The organism is Flocculibacter collagenilyticus (assembly GCF_016469335.1).
GTDB classification, from domain to species: domain Bacteria; phylum Pseudomonadota; class Gammaproteobacteria; order Enterobacterales; family Alteromonadaceae; genus Flocculibacter; species Flocculibacter collagenilyticus.
Genome location: NZ_CP059888.1, coordinates 713,394 through 736,111 on the forward strand (window position 1 = coordinate 713,394; position 22,718 = coordinate 736,111).

The following is a 22,718-nucleotide window of genomic DNA, read 5'->3' on the forward strand; positions in this document are numbered from 1 at the left end:
ATTATCGACACTTTAATCGCTTAGGTGAGGTGTTCGAGTGATAGATAAAAATGAGGAGTTAAGAATGAGAAAGGCGACGACCTACCTGTTTGGAAATGTAATTGGTTTTATAATTATTTTACTGTCATTTAATGTGCATGCGCAGCAAGCAGCGTTTAACATTTATGATAGTCCAACAGATATTAAACCGTTGTTACCGGGAATGACAGTTGAGAATATTTGCTTACCCGACAGTAATAATAAAAAAAGTTGCCTGCACGACATGTTCGCTAATAAGTCAACAGTGTTAATTGTGTATCGTGGTGGGTGGTGCCCTTACTGCAACGCACAACTTAATCGGTTGCAAAAAATAGAATCGGATTTGGTGGCAATGGGATACCAGTTAATAGGCGTAGCACCTGAAAGTGCGCCCAATCAGAACAAAACAAAAGCTAAAAGTGAATTAAAGTATCAATTATTAGCAGATAACCAATTAACTCTCGCTAAATCGCTAGGCTTAGCCTACTTTTTAGATGATAAAACAGCACAAATGTACCGTTCTCGTTTAGGTGTGGACTTTGTTGATATTAAAAATGACAGCCGGGTTGCTTTACCAGTGCCAGCAGTCTTTATTATTGATAGGCAAGGGCTAGTACATTTTCAATATGCAAATCCAAATTATAAAGTTAGACTGAACGAGCAACTGTTATTAGACGCTGCTAAGTATGCATTACAAGACATGAGATAAACAGCACAGTTAAGTTAGTTAACGTGTTGTCTACTTTTGGGTTTTATCCTTTTTGTGCTTATGTTATAAACCAGTGGTGATTTTAATTTAAAGGTAAGAAAGTTCATGGCGTTACCTATTTTAATTTGTGACGATTCAAATATGGCACGTAAGCAAGTTAAGAAGAGCTTGCCAGCAGATTGGGACGTAGATATTTCTATGGCAACCAATGGGCAAGAAGCTGTGGATATTTTACGCTCGAAAGAAATCGGCGTGTTATTTTTAGATTTAACAATGCCAGTGCTTGATGGCGTTGGTGTGTTAGAGGTGGTTAAAAAAGACCAAATGGACTGCTTTGTGGTTGTTATTTCTGCTGACATTCAGCCGGAAATGAAAAAGAAAGTGATGTCGTTAGGTGCGCTTGCATTTATTCAAAAACCCGTTAATGCCGAGAAGTTACACGAAATTCTCAAATTGTATGGATTAATTTAATGAATGTTGAGCTATCACCCGATCAAAAAGATTGCTTACAAGAAATTGTAAACCTCGCTACTGGGCAAGCAAGTAACACGTTAGCTCGCTATCTTTCGGCGCTAGTGAATATTAATGTTCCCGCAATGCGCTTAGTTAAACCTACCTTATTGTATAAAAAATTGGCATTAGAGCATGACGCAGAAGATGACAGCGCTTTAATAGAAGATAAAAAACACTTTTCTACTGTTAGCCAATCTTTTTTAAGTGACGAAATACGTGGCGACACCTTATTATTTTTCCCCAACGTTGACTTCACACAATTGCCTTCGGCTGAACACCAAATAGCACCAGATGACAATCATAATATTCTTCTTGATGTAAGTGCCATCATCAATACCGCGTTCTTAAATACATTTAGTGAGCAGTTAGAGCAGTCGTTTTCTTATAATGCACCGCGTTTACATCAAGTCGATCCTAACCAACCATTACAACAGCTGAATGATTTACTCTTTACTTGGGATTATGCACTAGAAATCGAAATTGCATATCAAGTAGAAAAATTGTCCTTTAATTGCCGTATGGTGTTGCTGTTTCCAAACGATGCAATTAAACGTATTCAGCTCGTTTTAGACGACATCTTAAGTGATTATGACGAGTAACGGTATTTGATGACGGATTTTAACACTAATTTAAGCTGCAATATTTATCACGCATTAAAGCAAGGTGTTATGATCATCGATCGAAATCATCAGATTTGTTTTTGGAACCCATACCTTGCTAAGTACACAGGCTTATCTGAAGAAGATGTTAGTGGACAGTCGGTCTTTGATATTTTTCCAACGGCACCAAAAGTGTGGTTAAAACGAAAATTTGAACAACTGTGGGTAACCACCGATATAAACGATGTTGTTGAAAGTAAGTGGGAACAACGACAATTTATTTTTAAAATGCCAGCTACGCCAAATAATGACTCCGCTAGCCATTCCGCAAATGAAGTGCTACAACCAGATGATGCTCTCAGTGAAGATGTAGTAATGACTCAGAATTGCTATTTTCACCCTATTATTAACGATAATAGCGTCACTCATATTACTATATTTATTGAAAATGCCACGGCTGAAAGCCGATACCAGCAAGAGTTAATTAACACTTTAAAGCAGCTTGAAAAAGCAAAGCGTATTGATGCACTAACTGAAGTGTTCAATCGCCGTTATTGGGAACAACGATGCCAAGAAGAATTTGAGCGAAGTTATCGTTATAACCAGCCCCTTGCTTTGCTCTTGTTAGACTTTGATCACTTTAAAAACATTAATGATGAATATGGTCATCAAGCAGGGGACTCAGTGCTACAAAATCAAGTACAACATATTCGCTCATTGCTGCGTGACTGCGATATAGTTGGGCGTTATGGAGGAGAAGAGTTCGCTATTTTATTGCCACTTACCGATGCTTCAAGTGCTGCTGAAGTTGCAGAGCGAATTTGCAATTTTGTGCAAGCCCACCCCACACATTATCAATCTGCTGAAATTCACACCACGGTGAGCATTGGGGTAACCGCTTACCAAGCGAAATATTCAGATTATGAAGCGATGATCGAAGCAGCGGCTTCCGCCCTCTATCAAGCGAAAGATAACGGGCGTAATACATCGGTGTTAGTGTTGTAATGCTCAGAAATAGCTTCAAGCAGCAGTGCTAGTATTCATCACCAGCGCGCGCATGTGATTTTGTTCGGAGCATCTCGTAGCATCTAGCGATATTAATTATTTACATGATTACTAAAACTGCATGCCTTCTTCAAAATCAGACACTTTCACTAACTTGATACCTGTTGGATTATCTTCCATAAGAATGTTAGCGATAGATTGATGTATGAAAATGTAATCAACACCACCATCCATTTTAAAAATAAGGCGGTCTTTAAGTGGAATACCATCTAATACTTTTTCATCCAAAACATATTTGTATATATCTGCAAACTCTAAGTAATCGGGGTTTTGCATTTGCTCTTCAGTAAATTTTTCAGTTTTAGATTTTTGCTTATCCCAACAGTCAACTGTTTCGTAAAAGTTCATGCACCAATAATCTTCGTGCCACTGATCTTTATCATCAATATAAACTGAAGGATAAAGCTGCATACCTTTAAATTTTATGTGTTTAATTTTATCTCGGAGCCTAGTGTTAATAATTGGAAATACGCCATTCATTAACACGTCAGTAACAGATAAATTAATGCCTTTTTCGATTGCTTCTTTTTTATATCCATTTTCAAAAAATAACGGATCTTGACCTAGCGTTAACTTTTCAAATTCATAATCTCTATCAGCAGACTTTTTAAGTGCTTTTGCATATATAGTATTCTCATGATAATCGTTTAGTACAATAAAATAATCGTGATTATAACTGCTCATTATTACTCCTGTATTAACGCTTTACGCTAAGTTGATAATAAAATTTTGTGTAGGTAATTTCTTTTGGGCTTTTATTCTTGCCAGCATAAGGGCTCAAATAGTGCGTTTGCCCTTGGTGATTGCGATCGTGATAACAGCGACCCACTCTGTCTTGTACTTCTGATATTTTAACTTTTTTATCTTAGCCCTCATGACTAGAGGGCTGGATGGTTTAACGTTTCTAAATAACATGCAATTACTTAAAACTGTTTACCTTCTTCAAAATCAGACACTTTCACTAACTTGATACCTGTTGGATTTTCCGCCATCAGAATGTCAGCAATTGATTGGTGAATGAAAATATAACCCATCCCTCTATCCATCTTAAATATAAGCCTTTCTGCTAATGGCACTTTATCTAACTTTTCAACATCTAATACATATTTATAAATACTTATTATTATTTCATCAGGGTCTAGTTCCAAGGCTTCACGACTAGTTTTTGATAACTTCGATTTTTCTTTATCCCAGTAATCAACTTCTTCCCAAAAATTCATGCACCAGTAATTTTCATGCCACTTTTCCATATCATCAATATACACTGAGGGATAAAGCTGCATCACTTTAAAGTCGATATGCTTAATCTTATCCCTTAGCTTGGTAGTAATAACTGGAGTAACACCATCCATCAATACATCCGTGACAGGTAAGCTAATACCTTTTTCAATCGCTTCTTCTTTATAGCCATTCTCAAAAAATAGTGGCTCTTGTCCTAGTGTCAATTTTTTGTAGCTATAACGTCGGTCAGCAGTTTTTTTTAATGGTTTTAGGTAAATTGTATTTTCATTATAATCATTTAATACGATGTAGTATTCATCGTCATAATTGCTCATGGCTTCTCCGGTTTTAACGTTTTACACTAAGTTGATAATAAGATTTTGTGTAGGTTATCTCTTTCGGTACTTTATTGTGTTCTGCATGCGGGTTGAGAAAATGAGTTTGCCCTACGTGATTTCGTTCATGGTGGCATCTAGCTAGGCTTCCCTGACTATCTGGCACTCGGACATGGTTTGAACAGCCTACTTTGCTGGAGGGCTTAAAATTTCTAAATATAGAAGTCAATGGGACTCTAAATTCAGCTATTAACATCAACGCCTCAATACTTAACCTATTCATTTTTGCTATCACGTTATTGTTACCTTGTCCGTTAGCAGGGCACTTTTCAAGGTAAGCCTCTAATTTTTTTACCATACTTTTTACCTGCTCATGATATGGCTTCTCACCGGGTAGCGCATAAGTATGGTCACCCTTATGTAGTTGAACTCGTAACTGGCAAGCACCCTCAAAGGTGCTTGGTAGATAAACTAAATTTTCTAATAAATTGATATCGTAGCCACGATGTTCTAAAAGGTCGCCAAGCTCGGATAATTCCACTGCTTTAGCTGATATCAAATGATGCGCGGCCATGTGAATACCGTTATTAATGGGGTGGTCTTTGTCGTGTTTCACAGCACGCTGCATTCTGTTGGGGTATAGCTTATCTTTCTTCGCATTGCCTCTTAAACTGCGTGGGGTTACATGGTCAGTTTTTTTGCACAAACGGCAACGTTGGTTGCGTTGTTCGCTGTCTTTTTTCCTAACTAACGTGGTTTTGCCAGATGAAGACGTGACAACGCCTTTGTTTCTGGCTTTCATCAGCTTTTCACCCAAATTTTTTAGTTTTTCGCTACAGTGCACAAAATCATCCACAGTTTTGCTCAATGCATGAATAGCGGATTGAGCGTGTTGTATTTTGTTATTTGCACTTGCGGCTTTGGCGGTGCTGGCTGACAATTTAGCCATCAGCATACTGGCGCGGGCGGCGGTGCCAGTGCCTGCGGTAAACAAAGCTGTCGCAATCAGTAATATCACTTCAATCGCAAGGTAAGCACTGACTTTGCCATTTATATAGCTATAAAAGTTGTGGAGAGCCGATTTATAGGCGAAGTCTGTTATGAGTGGGCTATTATTTTTCACAAACTTTAACTGTGGGTGGTCTGTTCAGGGAAGTTAATTTCTTACACGTTGTCTTCCCCTGCATCATGTATCAACTAAAAACTCTAACTGTATTTTTTACAGATTTGTTCAATACGCTTACTTGATTGCATCATTAGAATTATATATGCACAAAAATCCTCTTCGTCATCATCAGCCTCAAACGCCACGACTGGTATCGGAGAATGACACCACCATGATGGATAAGTAATTGATTTCTTCATCTCACTACCTGTTACTGAAAACGTTGTAGTTGAGTTAGCGTTATGAGCATATTCAAATGAAAGGTTTTCAGTATCAAATACCTCTCCATCAATTACTAATTGTAGCTTCTCATCTACAACCGCAAAAGCAATGAGCATATTATCAATAATAGCTCCTATTCCCCTTAGTTTTTCATTATGGGAATTCGCCTTAATCTCTTGATAACCAACTTCTCCTAAGTCACATAATATGTTTTCATTTATATGATTAAATTTTTCAAGTATCATTTTGTGCTTTGTATCCCTAATAACATATTAATCTCTGGATCTTTCTTCATTGACTTTTCAATCACCAGATCCCAATCATTATATTTTTCAAATAACTGCTGGGGTGTAGGTCCTACTGGATCACCATACCTCTTAATATTTCCACTTTCGAGTATATCAACCTCTTGCTGCGTCATTAAGCTCCTTGCTTCAACTTTCTGAGAGTTCCGTTGCCATACAACTCTACTTGCTATTTGTTCTGAAGAAGCTCCTTCGTTACGCATTTTACTGATCGCTTTTTCTAAAACGTTTGAGCCTAACAAATAATCAAGGCGAATTTTTCTATTTCGTTGCACAAACTCAATATCTGAAAAGTCATATAACTCACTTGAGTAGCGCCTTCCTGGCTTAGGTAAGTAACCATAAACACCTTTTTCATCAGCGTAGATACCTATGGGGATTGAAATTTTTTCATTACCGTTTTCTGCGATTACCTCAAAGTGGCTTACTTGTGTCATCTGGCCAGCTTTTGCGGTTAAGGTGTATTTCCCTGGGCTTAAATATATCTCTTTCGACCAGCTCATTGCGCCATGCATATAGGGTCTTTTGCCTATATCAACCACGGCATCACTTGAGCTAGGTCCTTCCCATGTTAAGTTAACCCATTGAGAGGCACTGACTGAGCCTCTTGCGGCTACCCGCCGCTCTGCGTTGTGGGCTTTGTTATCCGTAAAGGTAATAACGCTGCCATTGCTTGGATAACTGATATAAACCGTAGGTTGTACGGGTTCTGACTCGGGTACATGGTGGAAAAACTGCTGAACTTCACGCTGAGTCAAGCCGCGCTTTTTCTGAGTAGAAGTGCTGGCATTTTCTGCATAATAGCTGAATTGAGGTTGAAATGGCGCCAATAGAATGCGCTGTGTATCACGGCTTTGGCGCTTAAAGTCAGAAAAAGTAGTTTTATACCACTGCTTTTTATTCAACACCCAGAACTGACAATGACGACGATAACGAAACAGTTCAACGTTGTTGTGAGGGATCAAACACCAATTGTCACTATGTAGCCGTAGTTTAATTTCTCGTGGTAACGCTTGGCGTTGTGCATCTGTTAACGGAATAGCAACCAGTTTGCGTAGGCAATCTCAGAAGGCGGAATCTGTGCTGCAACGTTTAATTCCCAATTTACACTTGAGGTAGCATCTGCTTTAGCACGAATACGTGAGCCACTGAATGCTTCCAAAATGCTGTCTCTCATGTCACATTCCGTTGTTATAGTGGTGGTTGTAATATTTTAGCGACAGGATGTTAACATAAGGTTTATTTATTTCAATGTTTTTATGAACGTGTCTTGCAGGTTTGTTAGATTTTATGCCTAACTATTTGAGTTCAGGCGTTTCCATCATAAATCACATATCCGATGCATGTTGCACCGGATATGTTTTGCTGTATTAATTGACGCTACACTTTAAACGCGTCTACTGATTGTCTTAACTCTTCAGCTAACCTTGCTACTTCGTGGCTTGACTGTTCCGTTTGTTCTGCGCCGCTTGCCGTTTGTTCTGCAATTGCCACAATTGACTCAAGGCGTTCACTAATTTCACCAGACACTTGGCTTTGTTCTTGTGCTGCGCTGGCAATTTGTTCACTAACGTCATGGGCACGGTGTACAGCATGAGTGATTGATTCTAGTGCTTCAGCAGCAGTTTCAGACTGTTCAACACAGGTTACAGTTTGTTGTTTACCCTTAGCCATAACTTCTACGGCTTCTTCGGCACCTTGCTGTAGCACTTGGATCATTGATTGAATTTCTTGGGTAGAGTCTTGTGTTTTGCTTGCCAAAGAGCGTACTTCGTCAGCAACTACCGCAAAACCTCGCCCTTGTTCACCAGCGCGTGCGGCTTCAATTGCTGCATTCAGTGCCAATAAGTTTGTTTGCTCTGCAATTCCGCGGATCACATCTAAGATGCCACCAATTGACGCACTATCTTGATTCAGTTTGTGAATAACACGTGACGCTTCATCAACTTCATTGGATAACATTAGGATGGTATCTTTGTTTGTTTCACCAATTTTTTTGACGCGGTCAGCTTCTTTATCTGCATTCTTTATTTCTACTAATGCTTCATTTGCACTGTGCGTTACGCCAACTGAAGTACTGCTCATTTCCGTCGTAGCGGTAGCCGCTTGTTCAACCTGAGAGCGCTGCTCTTGAATTGCAGTGCTAGATTCTTTAGTAATTGCAGATGTTTCTTCGGATGCAGCTGCTAGCTGTGTAGAGCGGGAAATAATGCCTTGAATTAAGTCTCTTAGGCTTTCAATCAAGGTATTACAGTTATTCGCTAAGCGGCCAAACTCGTCTTTTCTAGTTACTGTGATTTTATGTGTCATATCGCCTGAAGCAACAACTGCTAATGCGTTATTCACTTCTTCTAATGGTTCAGTAATGCTGTGTACTGTCCAGTATGCAATGCCAGCGGCAATAGTCACTGACACAATCATCACGATAATATTTTGAATATTACCCGAGCTTACATCATCATTAACTTGGTCTTGAATTTTTTCCGCAATATCCTTGGCTTGGTCAACTAAATCATTTAATTCAGCAATAGCTTCGGTGATATTTTTTTCTGAGGCGTTTAACTTTGATTGAGCGTTCGCTTGTGCTGTTAGTCGTTGGTTTTTCAGTTCTACAATTGAGTCGTTACCATTTAACAGTTGGCGCAGTGTTATCATTGTTTCGGTCAAATCATCGACAACGCCATCCGTATCTTTACCTTTGGTGTTGGTAGTGATCGCATCCATTTTTTCAACGATGGTGTCAGTTGCAAAGCTAATTTCCTTGGTGATGGTTGAAACACTATGTGGTGCTTTTGCGTTTACTAGGTCGGTTGCAATAGTTACGATGGAGTTTAAGCTAGTCTCTAATTCTAATGCTGCACTTACGGCGGCAGGAAAGCGTGCATTGGCGTCATCTAAATCAGTGAAGTCGAGCGCCAGTGAAGCGCCGTCGTCAGCTGCTTCTTCTAAGTTTTCTAACTTACTAATGAGTTCATTTCTTAACTCTAAATCAAGGCGGTGAGAGTCAGTTAGTTGATTAACATTGCTAGTAAAACTTTTATAGGTATCTTTAGTGGCTTGAAGGTTAGATCTCAGTGAGGGGAGGTCTTTAATGACTGTTTCTAAACGATCTGCGGCGATATTGAATCGCTCTTGTTCTTGCTGGAAATCTTTCTTTAATCGATCAAGTTCCGCAATTTCTTGAGTGTGATAACTTTCAACTGCAACCCGTCCCATTTTTACAAATTCAACTTGTAATGTTGAACTGGTTGTAAGCGCTGGAATGGACTTTTCATTAACTTGCTGAGTTGATTCGGCAATATCATCTAATGTCGTTAATGACGAGGCGCCAATAAACAATAACAACAAAGAGATGAATAAGAATCCACCCCAAATACGATTGGCTACGGTCAAATTCATAAATTCCTCACAATACCTTGAATTTAAATATAAAAGTTGTCTGTTATGGTTATCGCCTAACGCAAAGAAACGTTTAGCAATATTTTTGAGACAGCGGGTAATTTATCATAATTTTTTGGCTGTGTTTTGGTTAAAATGCATCCAATGTAAAATACTGTTTATCTTCAAGACGATAGAGCGTTAAATGGTTGCCCCAAACGCAGCCTGTATCAAGCGCAATCATGTTTTTAAGCTCAGTTTTACCCATTAACGCTGCCCAGTGGCCAAAAACCAGTGTATGTTCGCCTATGTTGTGCTTACTAAATTCAAACCAAGGTATCAGGTTTTTATCAGCTTGATCAGGCGAAGATTTACAGGTGAGGTTTAGCGACATGTCTGGATTACAGTAACGCATACGGGTGAAACTATTGATGGTGTAGCGAAACAATGCGTGTTGCTCAAGTGACTCATCCCATAACGCTGGGGTATTGTGGTACATGTCCGCCAGATAGGGATAAGCATCAGGCCCTTTAATAATATCACTCGCCCATGTTGCATGCTGTAATGCTTGAGCAATTGACCACTGTGGTGAAATTCCGGCGTGGGTCATGACTATTTGCTGAGTTTGGCTGTATTGAATGAGTGGCTGAGATCTCAGCCAAGTAATCAGCTCATCTAAATTTTCAGCAGCTAATAGTGCGTTTAACTTGTCGCTTTTTTTAGGTTTTTTAATGCCTTCATAAATAGCGATAAGATGTAGGTCGTGATTTCCTAGTACAACTTTTGCGGCAGATCCTAATGAACGCACAAAATTAAGTACGGCTAAGGAATCGGGCCCTCTTGCAACAAGATCGCCCGTAAACCATATTTCATCCTTATCCGGACAAAATTGTACGCGTTCAAGAATTGCTTGTAATTCGTTAAAGCAACCCTGAATATCACCAATAAAATAGGTTGCCATTAATTTAAAATATTAGGTTGAGCAAGGCGAAAAATAGGGATGTTAAGTTTAAATTGTTCGCTAGACTCCATATCTTGCATTACATAATACCCTTCCATTGTACCAACAGGTGTTTCCAGCACCGAGCCACTGCTATAGGTATACTGTGAAGATGGGGCAATAATAGGCTGCTCGCCAACAACCCCGTCGCCTCTTACCTCAATTTTTTTTCCGTTGGTGTCGCTAATTAGCCAGTACCGACTGAGTAATTGAGCCGGTTTATCACCGTGATTCGCAATTGTAATGGTGTAGGCAAAAACATACCTGTCTTTGTCTAAATTAGATTGGCTAGCAATATACTCAGTTTTTATTTGAATACTTAATGCTTTTGAAAAGTTGTCTAATGCTTCCATTATCATTGTTCTTTTTTGTCATGTAGCCAGTTCGCAATGGTAATAAACTGCTGTAAAGAGACACTTTCAGGGCGAATTGATGGAGAAATATCTAACGCTTCTAGGTCTTCACTGGTCATAATATTTTTCAAACAGTTACGAAGGGTCTTTCTACGCATATTAAATGCTTCTGTGCATACTTGGTTAAGTAGCTTAGTGCTTTTAGCGGTTAGTTCGTTGGCTGGCTTTGGTACTAAGCGTACAACAGCAGAGTCAACCTTTGGAGCTGGCTTGAAGCATTCTGGTGGTACATCTACTACAGGGATTACATTACAATAGTATTGGGTCATCACAGACAGTCGGCCAAAGGCTTTAGAACCTGGTGCAGCAGCCATGCGTTTAACCACTTCTTTTTGTAACATAAAGTGCATATGCTCTATGTGGTCTGCAAAGTTAAAAAGGTGGAATAATAAAGGCGTTGAGATATTGTATGGTAGGTTGCCAAACACTTTCATTTTGCCTTCTGCAGGTATTAGCTGCGAAAAATCAAATTTCAGCGCATCAGATTGATATACCGATAACTTCTTCGATAATTCAGGGTGATTGTTCAGGCGCTCAACTAAATCTTTATCTAGCTCTACCACGTTTAGATGGTTGGTAAGATCGGCAACGGGCTCGGTAATTGCGCCTAGGCCTGGGCCTATCTCTACTAATACTTCATCAGGTTGCGGGTTAATGGCCGCAACAATATGGTTGATAATACTTTGGTCGTGAAGGAAGTTTTGACCAAAGCGTTTACGGGCGCGATGCCCTAAGTGTACGTTATCGCTCATGTTTGACTCTTTTTCGTTGCCAGTGAAATGGCTTCGTTGATGGCGACTAAAAAGCTGCCCGGATCGGCTTTACCTGTTCCTGCTAAATCTAGTGCAGTGCCGTGATCGACGGAAGTTCGGATAAAAGGTAAGCCTAGTGTAATATTGACTGATGCGCCAAAGCCTTTGTACTTTAAGACAGGTAAGCCTTGGTCGTGATACATGGTTAATACTGCATCAGCATGTTGCAAATACTTTTCTTGAAACAGGGTGTCTGCAGGTAGAGGGCCGATTAAATTCATCCCTTGCTCTCTGAGTTTATCAAGAGTAGGGATAATTAAATCAATTTCTTCTCGGCCTAGGTGGCCGTCTTCCCCTGCGTGAGGATTCAACCCACAAACGTAAATGCATGGATGTGCAATCGCAAACTTAGATTGCAGGTCGTCATTAAGAATATTAAGTACTTTAGTCAGCCGCTCTTCTGTAATGGCTTTAGATACATACGCAAGGGGAATGTGCGTAGTTGCTAACGCGACTCTTAACCCTTCGGTAGCCAACAACATAACAACGTCGGGAATATTTGCTTGCAGAGCGAAAAACTCAGTGTGACCACTAAAGGCGATACCCGCTTTATTAATAATACCTTTGTGTACAGGCCCTGTAACAACGGCATCAAAGTCGCCGCGCATGTTTTTTTCACTAACAAACTTTAAGGTGTTTAACACATACTCGCTATTATTTTCGTTCAGCTGACCTGTGATTACTTCATCTTGAGTAGCAAAGTCACACAGGGTAATAGTACCTGCTGCTTGAGGTTTTGCAGCTTGGTCGGGTTGATAATCGAAAATGGTGAGTGGCAAGTTAAGCTGTTGAGCGCGTTGAACGAGTAATTGTTTATTACTGCAAACAACTAACTCAACTGGCCAACTTTGCTGTGCGATTTGAATGACAAGATCCGGGCCGATGCCAGCAGGCTCGCCCGGAGTAATTGCAATGCGTAATGTCATGCTATTCGTTTTCTAAAATTTCAATGTAAGCTTGGCCGCGTAATTCGCGTAACCAACTAGCTGACTCTTCTGCAAATTTACGATTAAAGATAATACGGTAGGCTTTGTCTTTTTTCGCAATTTCTGTCGCATCTTGAGTGCGTTTTTCTAATACTTCAACAATGTGCCAACCGTGTGAACTTCTAAACGGTTCACTGATTTGGCCTGATTCTAAGCGTTCAATAGCATTCTTAAATGCAGGCACATATTTTGACGGCTCAGCAAAGCCTAACTCACCACCTTTCAGCGCTGAACCCGGGTCTTCAGACAGCTCTTTGGCTAGTGCTGCAAATTCAGCATCACCGCTTTCAATTTGTTTTTTAGCGTCCATCAATGTTTGCTTGGCTTTTTCTTCGCTTAAAATGACCGATGGCTTAACAAGAATGTGTCTTGCGTTCACTTCTTTAATTTCTACCACTTCACGGCCACGAATATCAAAAATGGTAAGAATGTGGAAACCTGCACCAGAGCGGAATGGACCTATAATATCGCCTTTCTTTTTGCCCTTGATCGCTTCAGCAAATAATGTAGGCATTTCATTTTCATTTAACCAACCCATATCACCACCTTCTAATGCCTTAGCACCACCTGAAGAGGTAATAGCGATGCGTTTAAAGTCTGAACCGTTATTTAATAAGTCTAGTACTTTTTGCGCACGATCTTTGGCTTCTTCAACTTGTTTAGCGTCTGGCTGGCTTGGGAAGTCGATAAGAATATGGCCAATATGAAACTCTTCGTTGGTTTGGCCGTGTTTCGCCATCAGCTTTAATAGTGAGTCCACCTCTTGTAGGCTTACATATACACGGCGCTGCACGCTACCGCGTCTTACTTCACTAATAACGATTTCTTCGCGTACATTTTCGCGATACTTTTCAAAGTTCTCACCGCGTTTTTCAACATCTTGTTTTAACTCTTCAACGGTCATATTGTCTTGAGCGGCGATGTTAGCGATGGTTTGGTCAAGCTGTGCATCTGAAATTTGTAGTCCCATACGATCAGCAATTTGCACTTGTAAGCTGCTATTTATTAAACGTTCAATCGCTTGAGTGCGTAATACCCGATCGCTTGGTAGAGATTGGCCTTTTAATGCGGCATTGGCTTTTACATTATGAATTAATGCATCTACTTCAGACTGTAAAATGACATTTTGATCTACAATTGCGACCACTTGATCTAGCATTTTCTTTTCAGCATGTGCATTCGAGGTTACCGCTAACGCAACAACAGCACTTAAAATTAATATTAACTTCTTCATATTCTTAATAATTAGTTATTTAAAAAATAAGGACGACGATAGCCAAAAATGCCTCTATTAAGCATTTCAGTGGCGCTTGTCTTACGGGTATCACCTAATCCTTTGATTACAAACCTTATACTAATGCCTGTATCAAATTCATCATTTCCAGTTAAATCGTTAGTGGTACTTAAATTCGTATTGAGGGTGCGATATGCATTCATTTGCAACGCCCAACAGCAAGATTCATATTGCAAGCCAATATAACTCTCGATACTACGATGGTGTACTAAATCTCGATGGTAACTGCCAGTAAATTGAACCAAGTCATTAATTGGTGCACTTGCTAGCAGCCCAACTTGTTCAATTTCATTACCTGAGACCTCGCGAGAGTACCGATGGTTCAGTTGAACCAGTTTATTTTTCTCACTGCGATAATCAAGCGTAAGGTTGCTTTTAATTAAGTCTTTAGTATTTGTATCATATTGCACACCACCATACATGTACCAACGTTTATGCCAGTGAAAAAACGATTCTGCTGCAAGTAACGATTTACTTGCTTGTGTGATTTCTTGGTTATTTATCACGTCACGCGTTTGGTTATCTAAATAAAATATTTGACCAATACTTAAATTAAACAATTCTTCATTGTCGCTATCATACAACCTAGTTGTGGCACCTAATGTTATTTGGTTTGCACCGGCAATGCGATCTAAACCACTGAAGCGATGATCTCGGAACAAGCCAAAGTAATCTTCCTGTAAGAGTGCGGTGTCGTATAGTCCTATATTAGATTGATCTTTTTCAGGGATATACAAATACTGCAACTGAGGCTCTACAGTTTGTAATGCTTCTTTATTGAACCAACTTGTTGTGCGTTCTAAGTTCAGTTTGGTGTTAATACGTAATTTTGGCAGTGTTCTGCTGACGCTGCTAGCATACGGATTGGTTAGCTCTGCATTATCTACATTATTGATAACTGATTGGTTGTAATAGCTATACAATAAACTTAATTCTGATAAAAATGAGCCTTGAGGTGCCTGCTTTTGATAGAGCAGTGATGGTTCAATATGAAAGCGATCGGCGCTAGAAATAGGAATGGAGCTATTCGATGCTCGACTATTTTCAAAGTGGCTGTATTCTGCTTCCCAGTTGAAGTCAAATTCAGATAATGCGTCTAAAAACACTAAGGGTTTAGTATTTTGTAACTTTATTTGAGGCAAATACTTGTAAGGTGATTGGTGATTACCCAATATCTCAAATGATTGAAGTTTAATTTGTGCATCAACTTCAGTACCAAAATAGCTGAGATCAGCTTCTTGATAAATGTGTGTATCAGTCGCGTTACCATAATCAGAGCCTAAGTCTGCAAAGTAGCTGTCGTCACTTACATTGGTGTAATCAATATTTAGTCGCCATTTATCGTTAAAGTCTGACTTTTGCTGCCAATGGGTTAAATAACGTTGGTCAAGCGATGGTGCATCATTGTCTTTATTCAAATACTCAACGTGCACAAGGCCTTGGTGTTGCTCGGTAAGAAATCTAAACTCAGAGATTAACTGTAAACCACGCTTAGACATGTATCTTGGTGCGATGGTTGCGTCATAGTTAGGTGCAATATTCCAATAAAATGGGGTTTCTATTTCTGCGCCTAGTTTGAGCGATGAACTGATGGTTGGGTTTAAAAAGCCTGTCGTGCGGCGTTCATCAATTGGAAACGTGATATAAGGAATATAAACAACAGGTGTATCAAACAAACGCAACACGGAGTTTTCCGCAGTGCCCCAACCATCTTCAGTTGAAATAGTGATTTTTTCAGATTCAAGTAACCAGCTTTCATCACCTTTAGGGCAAGTTGTAAAACTCGCATTTTCTAAAGTAATGTTTTGCTTATCTAAAATGGTGAGTGCCGAAGCTTGCCCCCGACCAATATTATTGGCCAGTAGGTAATCTGCTTGTAATAGTTGGGCTCTGTCTTTTTTAATATCGGCTGAAAAGTCTGCGCTAGTCACAAAGGTTAAGCCATCGGTATAGATAATATTACCGCTTGCTTTAATAGATTGAGACAACTTTGAGAACTCGGCGGTATCTGCACGTAATTGCGTATCATTATGTATGATTGAAACATCACCTTTAAAGTACGCTAAATTGTCTTCTAGAATATTTGATTCATTTGAATAAATATTAATGGCGTTAGCAACGTCGGGTTTAATAATAGTGATGTTGGGTTTAGCGATTTCGCACTGAAGTGCATTTGCATAAGCTTTGGTTGCAGTGAGGGAGGACACAACAATAAGTGCAACTGGAGAAACACAATGTTTTATGCTTTTTACGAACAACGCTCAATAACCTTAGATTTTAATAATCGATATTCTTTTAATATGCAGTAAGCCGCGCAATGATATAGCAATTTTTATATAAACTCTATTTTAAATACCTAAAGACAACCCTGTGCATAATAAAGTTCAATGACGTTGTGCCTTAGCTAAGTAAATTTACATTTCCTGACTTTTTACTATAACGTGTTTTCGTTATAGTGTTAGTTATTCTAACTATTTCAAATTAGAGCAATAATTTTGAGTACGCAAATAGTACAACCTACAGATAGCCGCCGCGCCCAGTTACGCGATTGGTTAAGCACTGTGTTTGAAACTGAATCCATTTCATTAATTCCTGTATCTGGCGACGCCAGTTTTCGCCGTTATTTTCGCTTTACTCATAATGGAAGCTCACTAATAGCTGTTGATGCACCTCCTACTCATGAGAACAGTGAGGCGTTTGTTGCCATTTCCAAAGTTTATTTAAAGCAAGGGGTGCGAGTACCCGCATTGATTGAATACGACTTAAAGCAAGGCTTTATGTGTTTAGAAGATTTTGGTGATAATTTGTTATTACCACAATTAACGAATGATAATGTTATGCAGTTGTACACAAATGCATTAGCTATTTTACCGGATATTCAACAAGTACAAACCACCGGATTAGGTGATTTGCCGATGTACGATAGTGAGCTTTTACTTCGGGAAATGCATTTGTTTACGGATTGGTTATTACCGCATCATTTAAATATGGATTTAACGGAAGCGCAGCGTAATGTGATTTATCATGCGTTTCATTTATTAAAAGAAAATGCATTAAATCAGCCGCAAGTGGGAGTACATCGAGACTATCATTCACGCAATTTAATGATGCTAGAAAACAACGAACTCGGTGTTATCGATTATCAAGATGCTGTTGTAGGTCCCATCACGTATGATGCCGTTTCTTTATTACGAGATTGCTATATTGTATGGCCCGATGAAACCGTTGAGCAATTGCTGAGTCACTTTCGTCATTTATTGATTGAACAAAACCAACTTACTGCAGACATTTCTGAAGCTACCTTCCAGCGCTGGTTTGATCTTATGGGGATGCAACGTCATCTAAAAGCCAGTGGTATTTTTGCGAGATTAAATTATCGCGATCATAAGGCCAGTTATTTAAACGATATTCCACGGACTGTCACTTATATCATTGATGTGGCTAAAAAATATCCGGCATTTGATCAATTTACGGCGTTTTTGGAACAAGACATACTCCCTAAGCTTAATACTATAAAATTGAACGAGAAAAGCGCATGAAGGCAATGATTCTAGCAGCAGGAAGAGGAGAGCGATTACGCCCTTTAACCGATTATTGCCCTAAGCCGTTAGTTGAAGCTGGCGGACAAAGCTTGATTGAATACCATTTAGAACGGTTAGCAGCAGCAGGTATAAAAGAGATCATTATTAACATCTCTTGGCTTGGCGATATCATCCAAAATTATTTGGGAAATGGTAAGCAATTTGGCGTGAAAATTCGCTACTCAAATGAAGGTGAACACGCGCTGGAAACTGCGGGTGGCATTGCCAATGCATTATCTCTACTAGGAAATGAACCGTTTATTGTCATCAATAGCGATATTTGGACTGACTTTGATTTTGCCTCGTTAGTTAATAAGGTGAAGGTTGATGCTAACACCACGATGGCACATTTGGTGATGGTGAATAACCCTGAGCACAATCCGAATGGAGACTTCAGTATTGATGATGACCGTTTGACTTTATTAGGTAGTTCCCCTCTTACATTTAGCGGCATTGGTGTGTATCACCCCGCATTATTTAAAAACTTGTCAGCAAATAAAGCCGCACTAGGGCCATTACTTAAAACTTGGGCGGAGCAAAACAAAATCTCTGCCGAGAAATATAGCGGACATTGGTATGACATAGGGACACCAGCACGGTTAAATGCGTTGGAACTATTACTGACTAATCATTAATTTAATATTCAGCAACAAGGCAATAACACTATGTGGGGAAAAGTACTCGGTGCATTTTTCGGCTTTTTATTTGGTAAATGGTTTGGTGCGCTGTTAGGCCTTTATTTAGGTCATCTTTTCGATAAAGGCATGAAAAATGATTTTGATCGGGCGGGTGGCTTTAGTCGATTATTTCATTTTGATGAGAATGAAAAGCAAGCGATCTTTTTCTACAACACGTTTGCCGTAATGGGGCATTTAGCAAAAGCGACAGGTAGAGTCACAGAGCTTCATATTAAAGCGGCTACCGTGTTAATGGACAGTATGAACTTACAAGGTGAGCAGCGAGAAGAAGCACAGCAAGCGTTTAGAGAGGGAAAGTTAGCGGGCTTTCCTTTGGTCAAACATTTAAAAGAATTTAAATATAACTTTGCAGGTCGTCGCGATTTAGTGCAGTTGTTCCTAGAAATTCAGGTGCAGGTTGCATTTTGTGATGGTGTTATTCAGCGTGAAGAAGCTGACATATTAAAAGAAATTGCGCATCAGCTTAATTTCTCTAGTGGCGAATTAGAGCAAATTATTCGGCGCTGGCAGGCAGAATATCGTTTCCATCAAGAACAGCAAGCAGCCTCTTCGCGTCGTCAACACTCACACAGGCAGTCTTCGCATTCTTCACAACAAGGTTCCTTCAATCAGCGATCCTCACATCATCAATCATCACAACAGGAACGTGCTAATAATTACTCACAGTCAGGATACGCATCGCAAGCGGCTATTGAAAGTGCGTATAAGATATTAGGACTGAATAAAAGCTGTAGCGACAAGGAGCTTAAACGAGCTTATCGAAAACTGATTGCAGAGCATCATCCAGACAAGCTCGTATCTAAAGGGTTGCCAAAGCAAATGATGGAAATTGCTAAGCAAAAAACGCAAGATATTCAATCAGCTTACGAGTTAATTAAGTCACATCGATAACTGTTTTATTCGGTCAACACGTCTCAATAATAAAAATATAGGTGCTAAGCTTTATGTTTAAAAAAACCATATCGTTATCATTAATATGTAGTGCGATGGCACTAAGCCATGCCTCATTCGCGTCTATTGACACGAGCTTACTCGCGGGGATGAAAGCGAGAAATATTGGACCCGCTGCAACCAGTGGTCGAATTTCTGATGTAGAAGCCGTGATCAGCGATCCTAATATTATCTATGCAGCGGCTGCATCAGGTGGCATTTGGAAGTCAGAAAATGCGGGATTAACTTGGCAGCCGATATTTGATGAGCAAGATTATGCGTCAATTGGTGTGTTAGCAATCAATCAGCAAAATCCAAGTATTATATGGGTGGGAACTGGTGAAGGTAACGTAAGAAATTCTACATCAATAGGTGGCGGTATATATAAATCAATTGATGCAGGTAAAACGTGGAAAAATATGGGGTTGAAAGGTACTGAGCGCATCAACCGCATAGCCTTACACCCAACTAATCCCAACATTGCATATGCAGCAGCCTTAGGCACTTTGTGGTCAGAAAATAACGATAGAGGCATTTATAAAACTGTTGATGGCGGTAATACATGGCAAAAAATTCTTTTTGTTGATAATAAAACAGGGGCATCTGACATTAAGATGGACCCTACTAATCCAAATAAACTATATGCATCTATGTGGCAGTTTCGCCGCTGGCCTTATCGTTTTGAATCTGGTGGCGAAGGTTCCGGACTGTATATTTCCAATGACGGTGGTGAAACATGGGAGCAAAAAACACAAGATGACGGATTGCCTGAAGGTGAGCTAGGTCGCATTACATTAGATATAGCCGAGAGTCAGCCAAACACTGTGTATGCATTAGTTGAAGCAGAGAAAAGTGCGTTAATTCGTTCAGATGACGGTGGCGACAGTTGGTATACCGTTAATGAAACCACCAAGATTGCGGATAGGCCGTTTTACTATTCAGAGATCGAAGTCGATCCGAATGATCCCGATACCATTTATAATATCGCAACGTTTATCACACGCTCAATTGATGGCGGTAAAAACTTTAGCAAGTTAACGCAAATTGATTGTTGTGACACTGGGAACACAATACATATAGATAGCCATTCACTGTGGATCAATCCTAACAACTCTAAACATATTATTTTGGGAAACGATGGTGGTTTAGCACTTACACAGGATAAAGGTGATAGCTGGCGCTTCGTACAAAACTTACCGATTTCACAGTTCTACCACATACGTGTGGATGACGCACATCCATATAATATTTATGGTGGGCTGCAAGACAATGGTTCATGGCGTGGTCCAGCTGAAGTATGGCATTCAGGCGGGATCAGAAATTTACACTGGCAAGAAATCGGTTTTGGCGATGGGTTTGACTCTATGCCGTTTCCTGACGATGTAACAAAAGGCTATAGCCAATCACAAGGTGGCTTTTTGGGGCAGTGGGATTTAACTACGGGTGAAGAAAAACTGATTATGCCAAGTCCGCCTAGCGATGATGTTGAGCTTAGATTTAATTGGAATGCAGGCTTAGCTCAAGATCCGTTTGACGCAAACACGATTTACTATGGCAGCCAGTTCGTTCATAAATCGACTGATAGAGGTGAAACATGGCAAGTAATATCTGAAGACTTGTCGACCAATAATAAAGAATGGCAACGTTATAAAGACTCAGGCGGTTTAACGCCAGATGTTACAGCAGCTGAAAATTACACTGCAATCATTACTATTGCTCCAAGTCCAATCAAACAAGGCGTTATTTGGGTTGGTACTGACGATGGCCGAGTGCATGTTACTAAAGATGGTGGTAAATCTTGGTCAAGTGTAGAAGGGAACGACACAACGCTGCCAAAGAATGCGTTTGTGCCGCATATTGCGCCATCATTGCACAACGCAGATAGTGCTTATATTGTATTTGATAAGCACCGTAGCGGTGATATGAAGCCGTATATTTTTAAAGCTGAAAAATATGGAGCGAATTTTACAAACTTAGCAACTAAGGATCTTCGTGGGTATGCGTTGTCAGTACAGCAAGATCATATTGATCCAGACCTTTTATTTTTAGGCACTGAGTTGGGCTTATATGTGACTACAACAGGTGGCGAAGAGTGGTTTAAATGGGATCAAGGTGTGCCTACCGTATCTGTTATGGATATGGCAATCCAGCAACGTGAAAATGATTTGGTGTTAGGTACACACGGTCGCTCAATTTTTGTATTAGATGACTATAGCGCGCTGCGCAATTTAGATGAAAAAGCATTTAATAAACCATTGGCATTATTATCAGTTATGGACGGCCAGCAATATGTTGAAAGCCGAGCACCGTCTTCTCGGTTTTGGGGAGACGCAGCATACGTAGGTGAAAACGAAGCGTATGGTGTGCAGTTAACGGTAATGGCGTCGGGCGATCATTTGGCGCATCCAGATCCTAAATTAAATAAAGCGCATCAAATTAAACAAAGAACGCTAAAAGCAAAACAATCAGTTAAGCAGGACGCCGCAACTGATAAAGAAAAGAGCGATTTAACTGACAAAGCTAAAGTAGAAGTGTTTGATAGTAATGGCATGCGCGTTAGAACATTTAAAACTGTGCTAAAGCAAGGGATTAACCGCATTGTATGGGGACTTGAAAGTGATGGTGCAAAACCAATGGCAGGTAATGAACCTAAAGATGATAAGGATATCTTGCCTGGTGGACCAGAAATTGTGCCTGGAACTTATACGCTAAAAGTAACGCTGAATGAGCATCAAATTGAAGCGAAAGCCGAGGTTAAGCAAGATCCACGCTTTACTGTGACGCAGGCAGATCTGCTTGCAAGCTTTAAGTCTCAGCAAGACATCGTAGCTATGTATAACGTTGTTAGCGATGTCACGCATGCGTTAACAGATAGCCAAAGAGATATTGAGCTTATTAAGGAAATGGCACAAAGAGCACTGGATAATGCAAAGCACGGATCTGAAACAAAGACTAACGCTACCAATCAAACAAACACACAGCTAGAAAAGCTTGTAGAGCAAGCTGACACACTTATTAAGCGTATTGAAGAGTTAGACAAGCAATTACGTTCGCAAAGTGATGTGAAAGGAATAGTAGACGATTCTTACAAAGTAACCAGTAAGCTAGGCCATGCAGGGTGGTATATTGGTGGCAAATATGGCAAACCATCTGCTACAGCACAAAAGTATTTGGCGATAGGGCGTAAGAGTTTAGAACAAGGGGTTAAGCAGGTAAATCAGTTCTTAACTAACGATGTTGCTGCTTTTAAGCAGCAGTACCAAGCGACAGAGCTAGGTTTGCTTTCAACCACACAGCCAATAACGTTGAACTAGTTGAAAGTGAAAAGTACAGAAAATTTAGGGCGTTAAGCCCTATTTAGATGAAAGCATGTTGAATAAAGCGGATATCGTAATGTTCAACATGCTTTAGCACTGTTAGGCTGCGACACAACTACACAGTGGCATTAGGTACTGCAACCTCATCTGAACAATC

At 39.9% G+C, this 22,718-nt stretch carries 21 protein-coding genes; 8 read left to right on the top strand and 13 right to left on the bottom strand.

Annotated features, from left to right (window positions below):
• Window positions 1–64 precede the first annotated feature (64 nt).
• The 4 genes from HUU81_RS03080 (at window position 65) to HUU81_RS03095 (ending at window position 2,844) form a co-directional block, all read left to right on the top strand.
• Entirely contained in the window at window positions 65–727 is a 663-nt protein-coding gene (locus tag HUU81_RS03080; protein ID WP_199610813.1) for a peroxiredoxin-like family protein, read from the top strand.
• A gap of 105 nt (window positions 728–832) precedes the next feature.
• On the top strand, window positions 833–1,198 hold the full coding sequence (locus tag HUU81_RS03085; protein WP_199610814.1) for a response regulator: 366 nt from the start codon (window positions 833–835) through the stop codon (window positions 1,196–1,198).
• Window positions 1,198–1,839: a chemotaxis protein gene (locus HUU81_RS03090; RefSeq protein WP_199610815.1), complete on the top strand. Its 642-nt coding sequence runs from the start codon at window positions 1,198–1,200 to the stop codon at window positions 1,837–1,839. Before HUU81_RS03085 ends, HUU81_RS03090 begins: the two co-directional genes overlap by 1 nt.
• A 9-nt stretch (window positions 1,840–1,848) precedes the next feature.
• Window positions 1,849–2,844, top strand: coding sequence for a sensor domain-containing diguanylate cyclase (locus tag HUU81_RS03095; RefSeq protein WP_199610816.1), 996 nt, complete (start codon window positions 1,849–1,851; stop codon window positions 2,842–2,844).
• Window positions 2,845–2,955: 111 nt separating this feature from the next.
• Here HUU81_RS03095 and HUU81_RS03100 read toward each other — a convergent pair whose 3' ends face one another.
• The 13 genes from HUU81_RS03100 to lptD all read right to left on the bottom strand — a co-directional run bounded on the left by HUU81_RS03100 (window position 2,956) and on the right by lptD (window position 16,293).
• Window positions 2,956–3,588: an imm11 family protein gene (locus HUU81_RS03100; RefSeq protein WP_233520560.1), complete on the bottom strand. Its 633-nt coding sequence runs from the start codon at window positions 3,586–3,588 to the stop codon at window positions 2,956–2,958.
• A 239-nt stretch (window positions 3,589–3,827) separates the two neighbouring features.
• Window positions 3,828–4,460: an imm11 family protein gene (locus tag HUU81_RS03105; RefSeq protein ID WP_199610817.1), complete on the bottom strand. Its 633-nt coding sequence runs from the start codon at window positions 4,458–4,460 to the stop codon at window positions 3,828–3,830.
• A gap of 13 nt (window positions 4,461–4,473) precedes the next feature.
• On the bottom strand, window positions 4,474–5,583 hold the full coding sequence (locus HUU81_RS03110; protein WP_199610818.1) for an AHH domain-containing protein: 1,110 nt from the start codon (window positions 5,581–5,583) through the stop codon (window positions 4,474–4,476).
• Between the two features lie 83 nt (window positions 5,584–5,666).
• Entirely contained in the window at window positions 5,667–6,092 is a 426-nt protein-coding gene (locus tag HUU81_RS03115) for a hypothetical protein (protein WP_199610819.1), read from the bottom strand.
• Entirely contained in the window at window positions 6,089–7,117 is a 1,029-nt protein-coding gene (locus HUU81_RS03120) for a hypothetical protein (protein ID WP_199610820.1), read from the bottom strand. Before HUU81_RS03120 ends, HUU81_RS03115 begins: the two co-directional genes overlap by 4 nt.
• Window positions 7,118–7,182: 65 nt before the next feature.
• Window positions 7,183–7,329: a hypothetical protein gene (locus HUU81_RS03125; protein ID WP_199610821.1), complete on the bottom strand. Its 147-nt coding sequence runs from the start codon at window positions 7,327–7,329 to the stop codon at window positions 7,183–7,185.
• Window positions 7,330–7,532: 203 nt separating this feature from the next.
• A complete protein-coding gene (locus HUU81_RS03130; protein WP_199610822.1) occupies window positions 7,533–9,551 on the bottom strand; it encodes a methyl-accepting chemotaxis protein in 2,019 nt (672 codons plus the stop codon).
• A 130-nt stretch (window positions 9,552–9,681) separates the two neighbouring features.
• Window positions 9,682–10,491: a symmetrical bis(5'-nucleosyl)-tetraphosphatase gene (locus HUU81_RS03135; RefSeq protein WP_199610823.1), complete on the bottom strand. Its 810-nt coding sequence runs from the start codon at window positions 10,489–10,491 to the stop codon at window positions 9,682–9,684.
• Complete coding sequence (apaG, locus tag HUU81_RS03140) at window positions 10,491–10,883, bottom strand: Co2+/Mg2+ efflux protein ApaG (RefSeq protein ID WP_199610824.1); 393 nt, start codon at window positions 10,881–10,883, stop codon at window positions 10,491–10,493. Before apaG ends, HUU81_RS03135 begins: the two co-directional genes overlap by 1 nt.
• 2 nt (window positions 10,884–10,885) lie before the next feature.
• Window positions 10,886–11,695, bottom strand: a complete 810-nt coding sequence (rsmA, locus tag HUU81_RS03145; RefSeq protein ID WP_199610825.1) for a 16S rRNA (adenine(1518)-N(6)/adenine(1519)-N(6))-dimethyltransferase RsmA — start codon at window positions 11,693–11,695, stop codon at window positions 10,886–10,888.
• Complete coding sequence (gene pdxA, locus HUU81_RS03150; RefSeq protein WP_199610826.1) at window positions 11,692–12,681, bottom strand: 4-hydroxythreonine-4-phosphate dehydrogenase PdxA; 990 nt, start codon at window positions 12,679–12,681, stop codon at window positions 11,692–11,694. Before pdxA ends, rsmA begins: the two co-directional genes overlap by 4 nt.
• A 1-nt stretch (window position 12,682) precedes the next feature.
• A complete protein-coding gene (surA, locus tag HUU81_RS03155; RefSeq protein WP_199610827.1) occupies window positions 12,683–13,975 on the bottom strand; it encodes a peptidylprolyl isomerase SurA in 1,293 nt (430 codons plus the stop codon).
• A gap of 11 nt (window positions 13,976–13,986) precedes the next feature.
• Entirely contained in the window at window positions 13,987–16,293 is a 2,307-nt protein-coding gene (lptD, locus tag HUU81_RS03160) for an LPS assembly protein LptD (protein WP_199610828.1), read from the bottom strand.
• A 237-nt stretch (window positions 16,294–16,530) separates the two neighbouring features.
• Here lptD and HUU81_RS03165 point away from each other — a divergent pair, with 237 nt between their 5' ends.
• From HUU81_RS03165 to HUU81_RS03180, 4 genes are read left to right on the top strand one after another with little or no spacing between them, the layout of a single operon-like run.
• Window positions 16,531–17,574: an aminoglycoside phosphotransferase family protein gene (locus HUU81_RS03165; RefSeq protein ID WP_407644833.1), complete on the top strand. Its 1,044-nt coding sequence runs from the start codon at window positions 16,531–16,533 to the stop codon at window positions 17,572–17,574.
• A complete protein-coding gene (murU, locus tag HUU81_RS03170) occupies window positions 17,571–18,251 on the top strand; it encodes an N-acetylmuramate alpha-1-phosphate uridylyltransferase MurU (protein ID WP_199610829.1) in 681 nt (226 codons plus the stop codon). Before HUU81_RS03165 ends, murU begins: the two co-directional genes overlap by 4 nt.
• A 30-nt stretch (window positions 18,252–18,281) precedes the next feature.
• The gene (gene djlA / locus HUU81_RS03175; RefSeq protein WP_199610830.1) at window positions 18,282–19,205 is read left to right on the top strand and encodes a co-chaperone DjlA; all 924 of its coding nucleotides are present in this window, start codon (window positions 18,282–18,284) and stop codon (window positions 19,203–19,205) included.
• Window positions 19,206–19,258: 53 nt separating this feature from the next.
• Complete coding sequence (locus HUU81_RS03180) at window positions 19,259–22,558, top strand: WD40/YVTN/BNR-like repeat-containing protein (protein ID WP_199610831.1); 3,300 nt, start codon at window positions 19,259–19,261, stop codon at window positions 22,556–22,558.
• The last annotated feature ends 160 nt before the right edge of the window (window positions 22,559–22,718 follow it).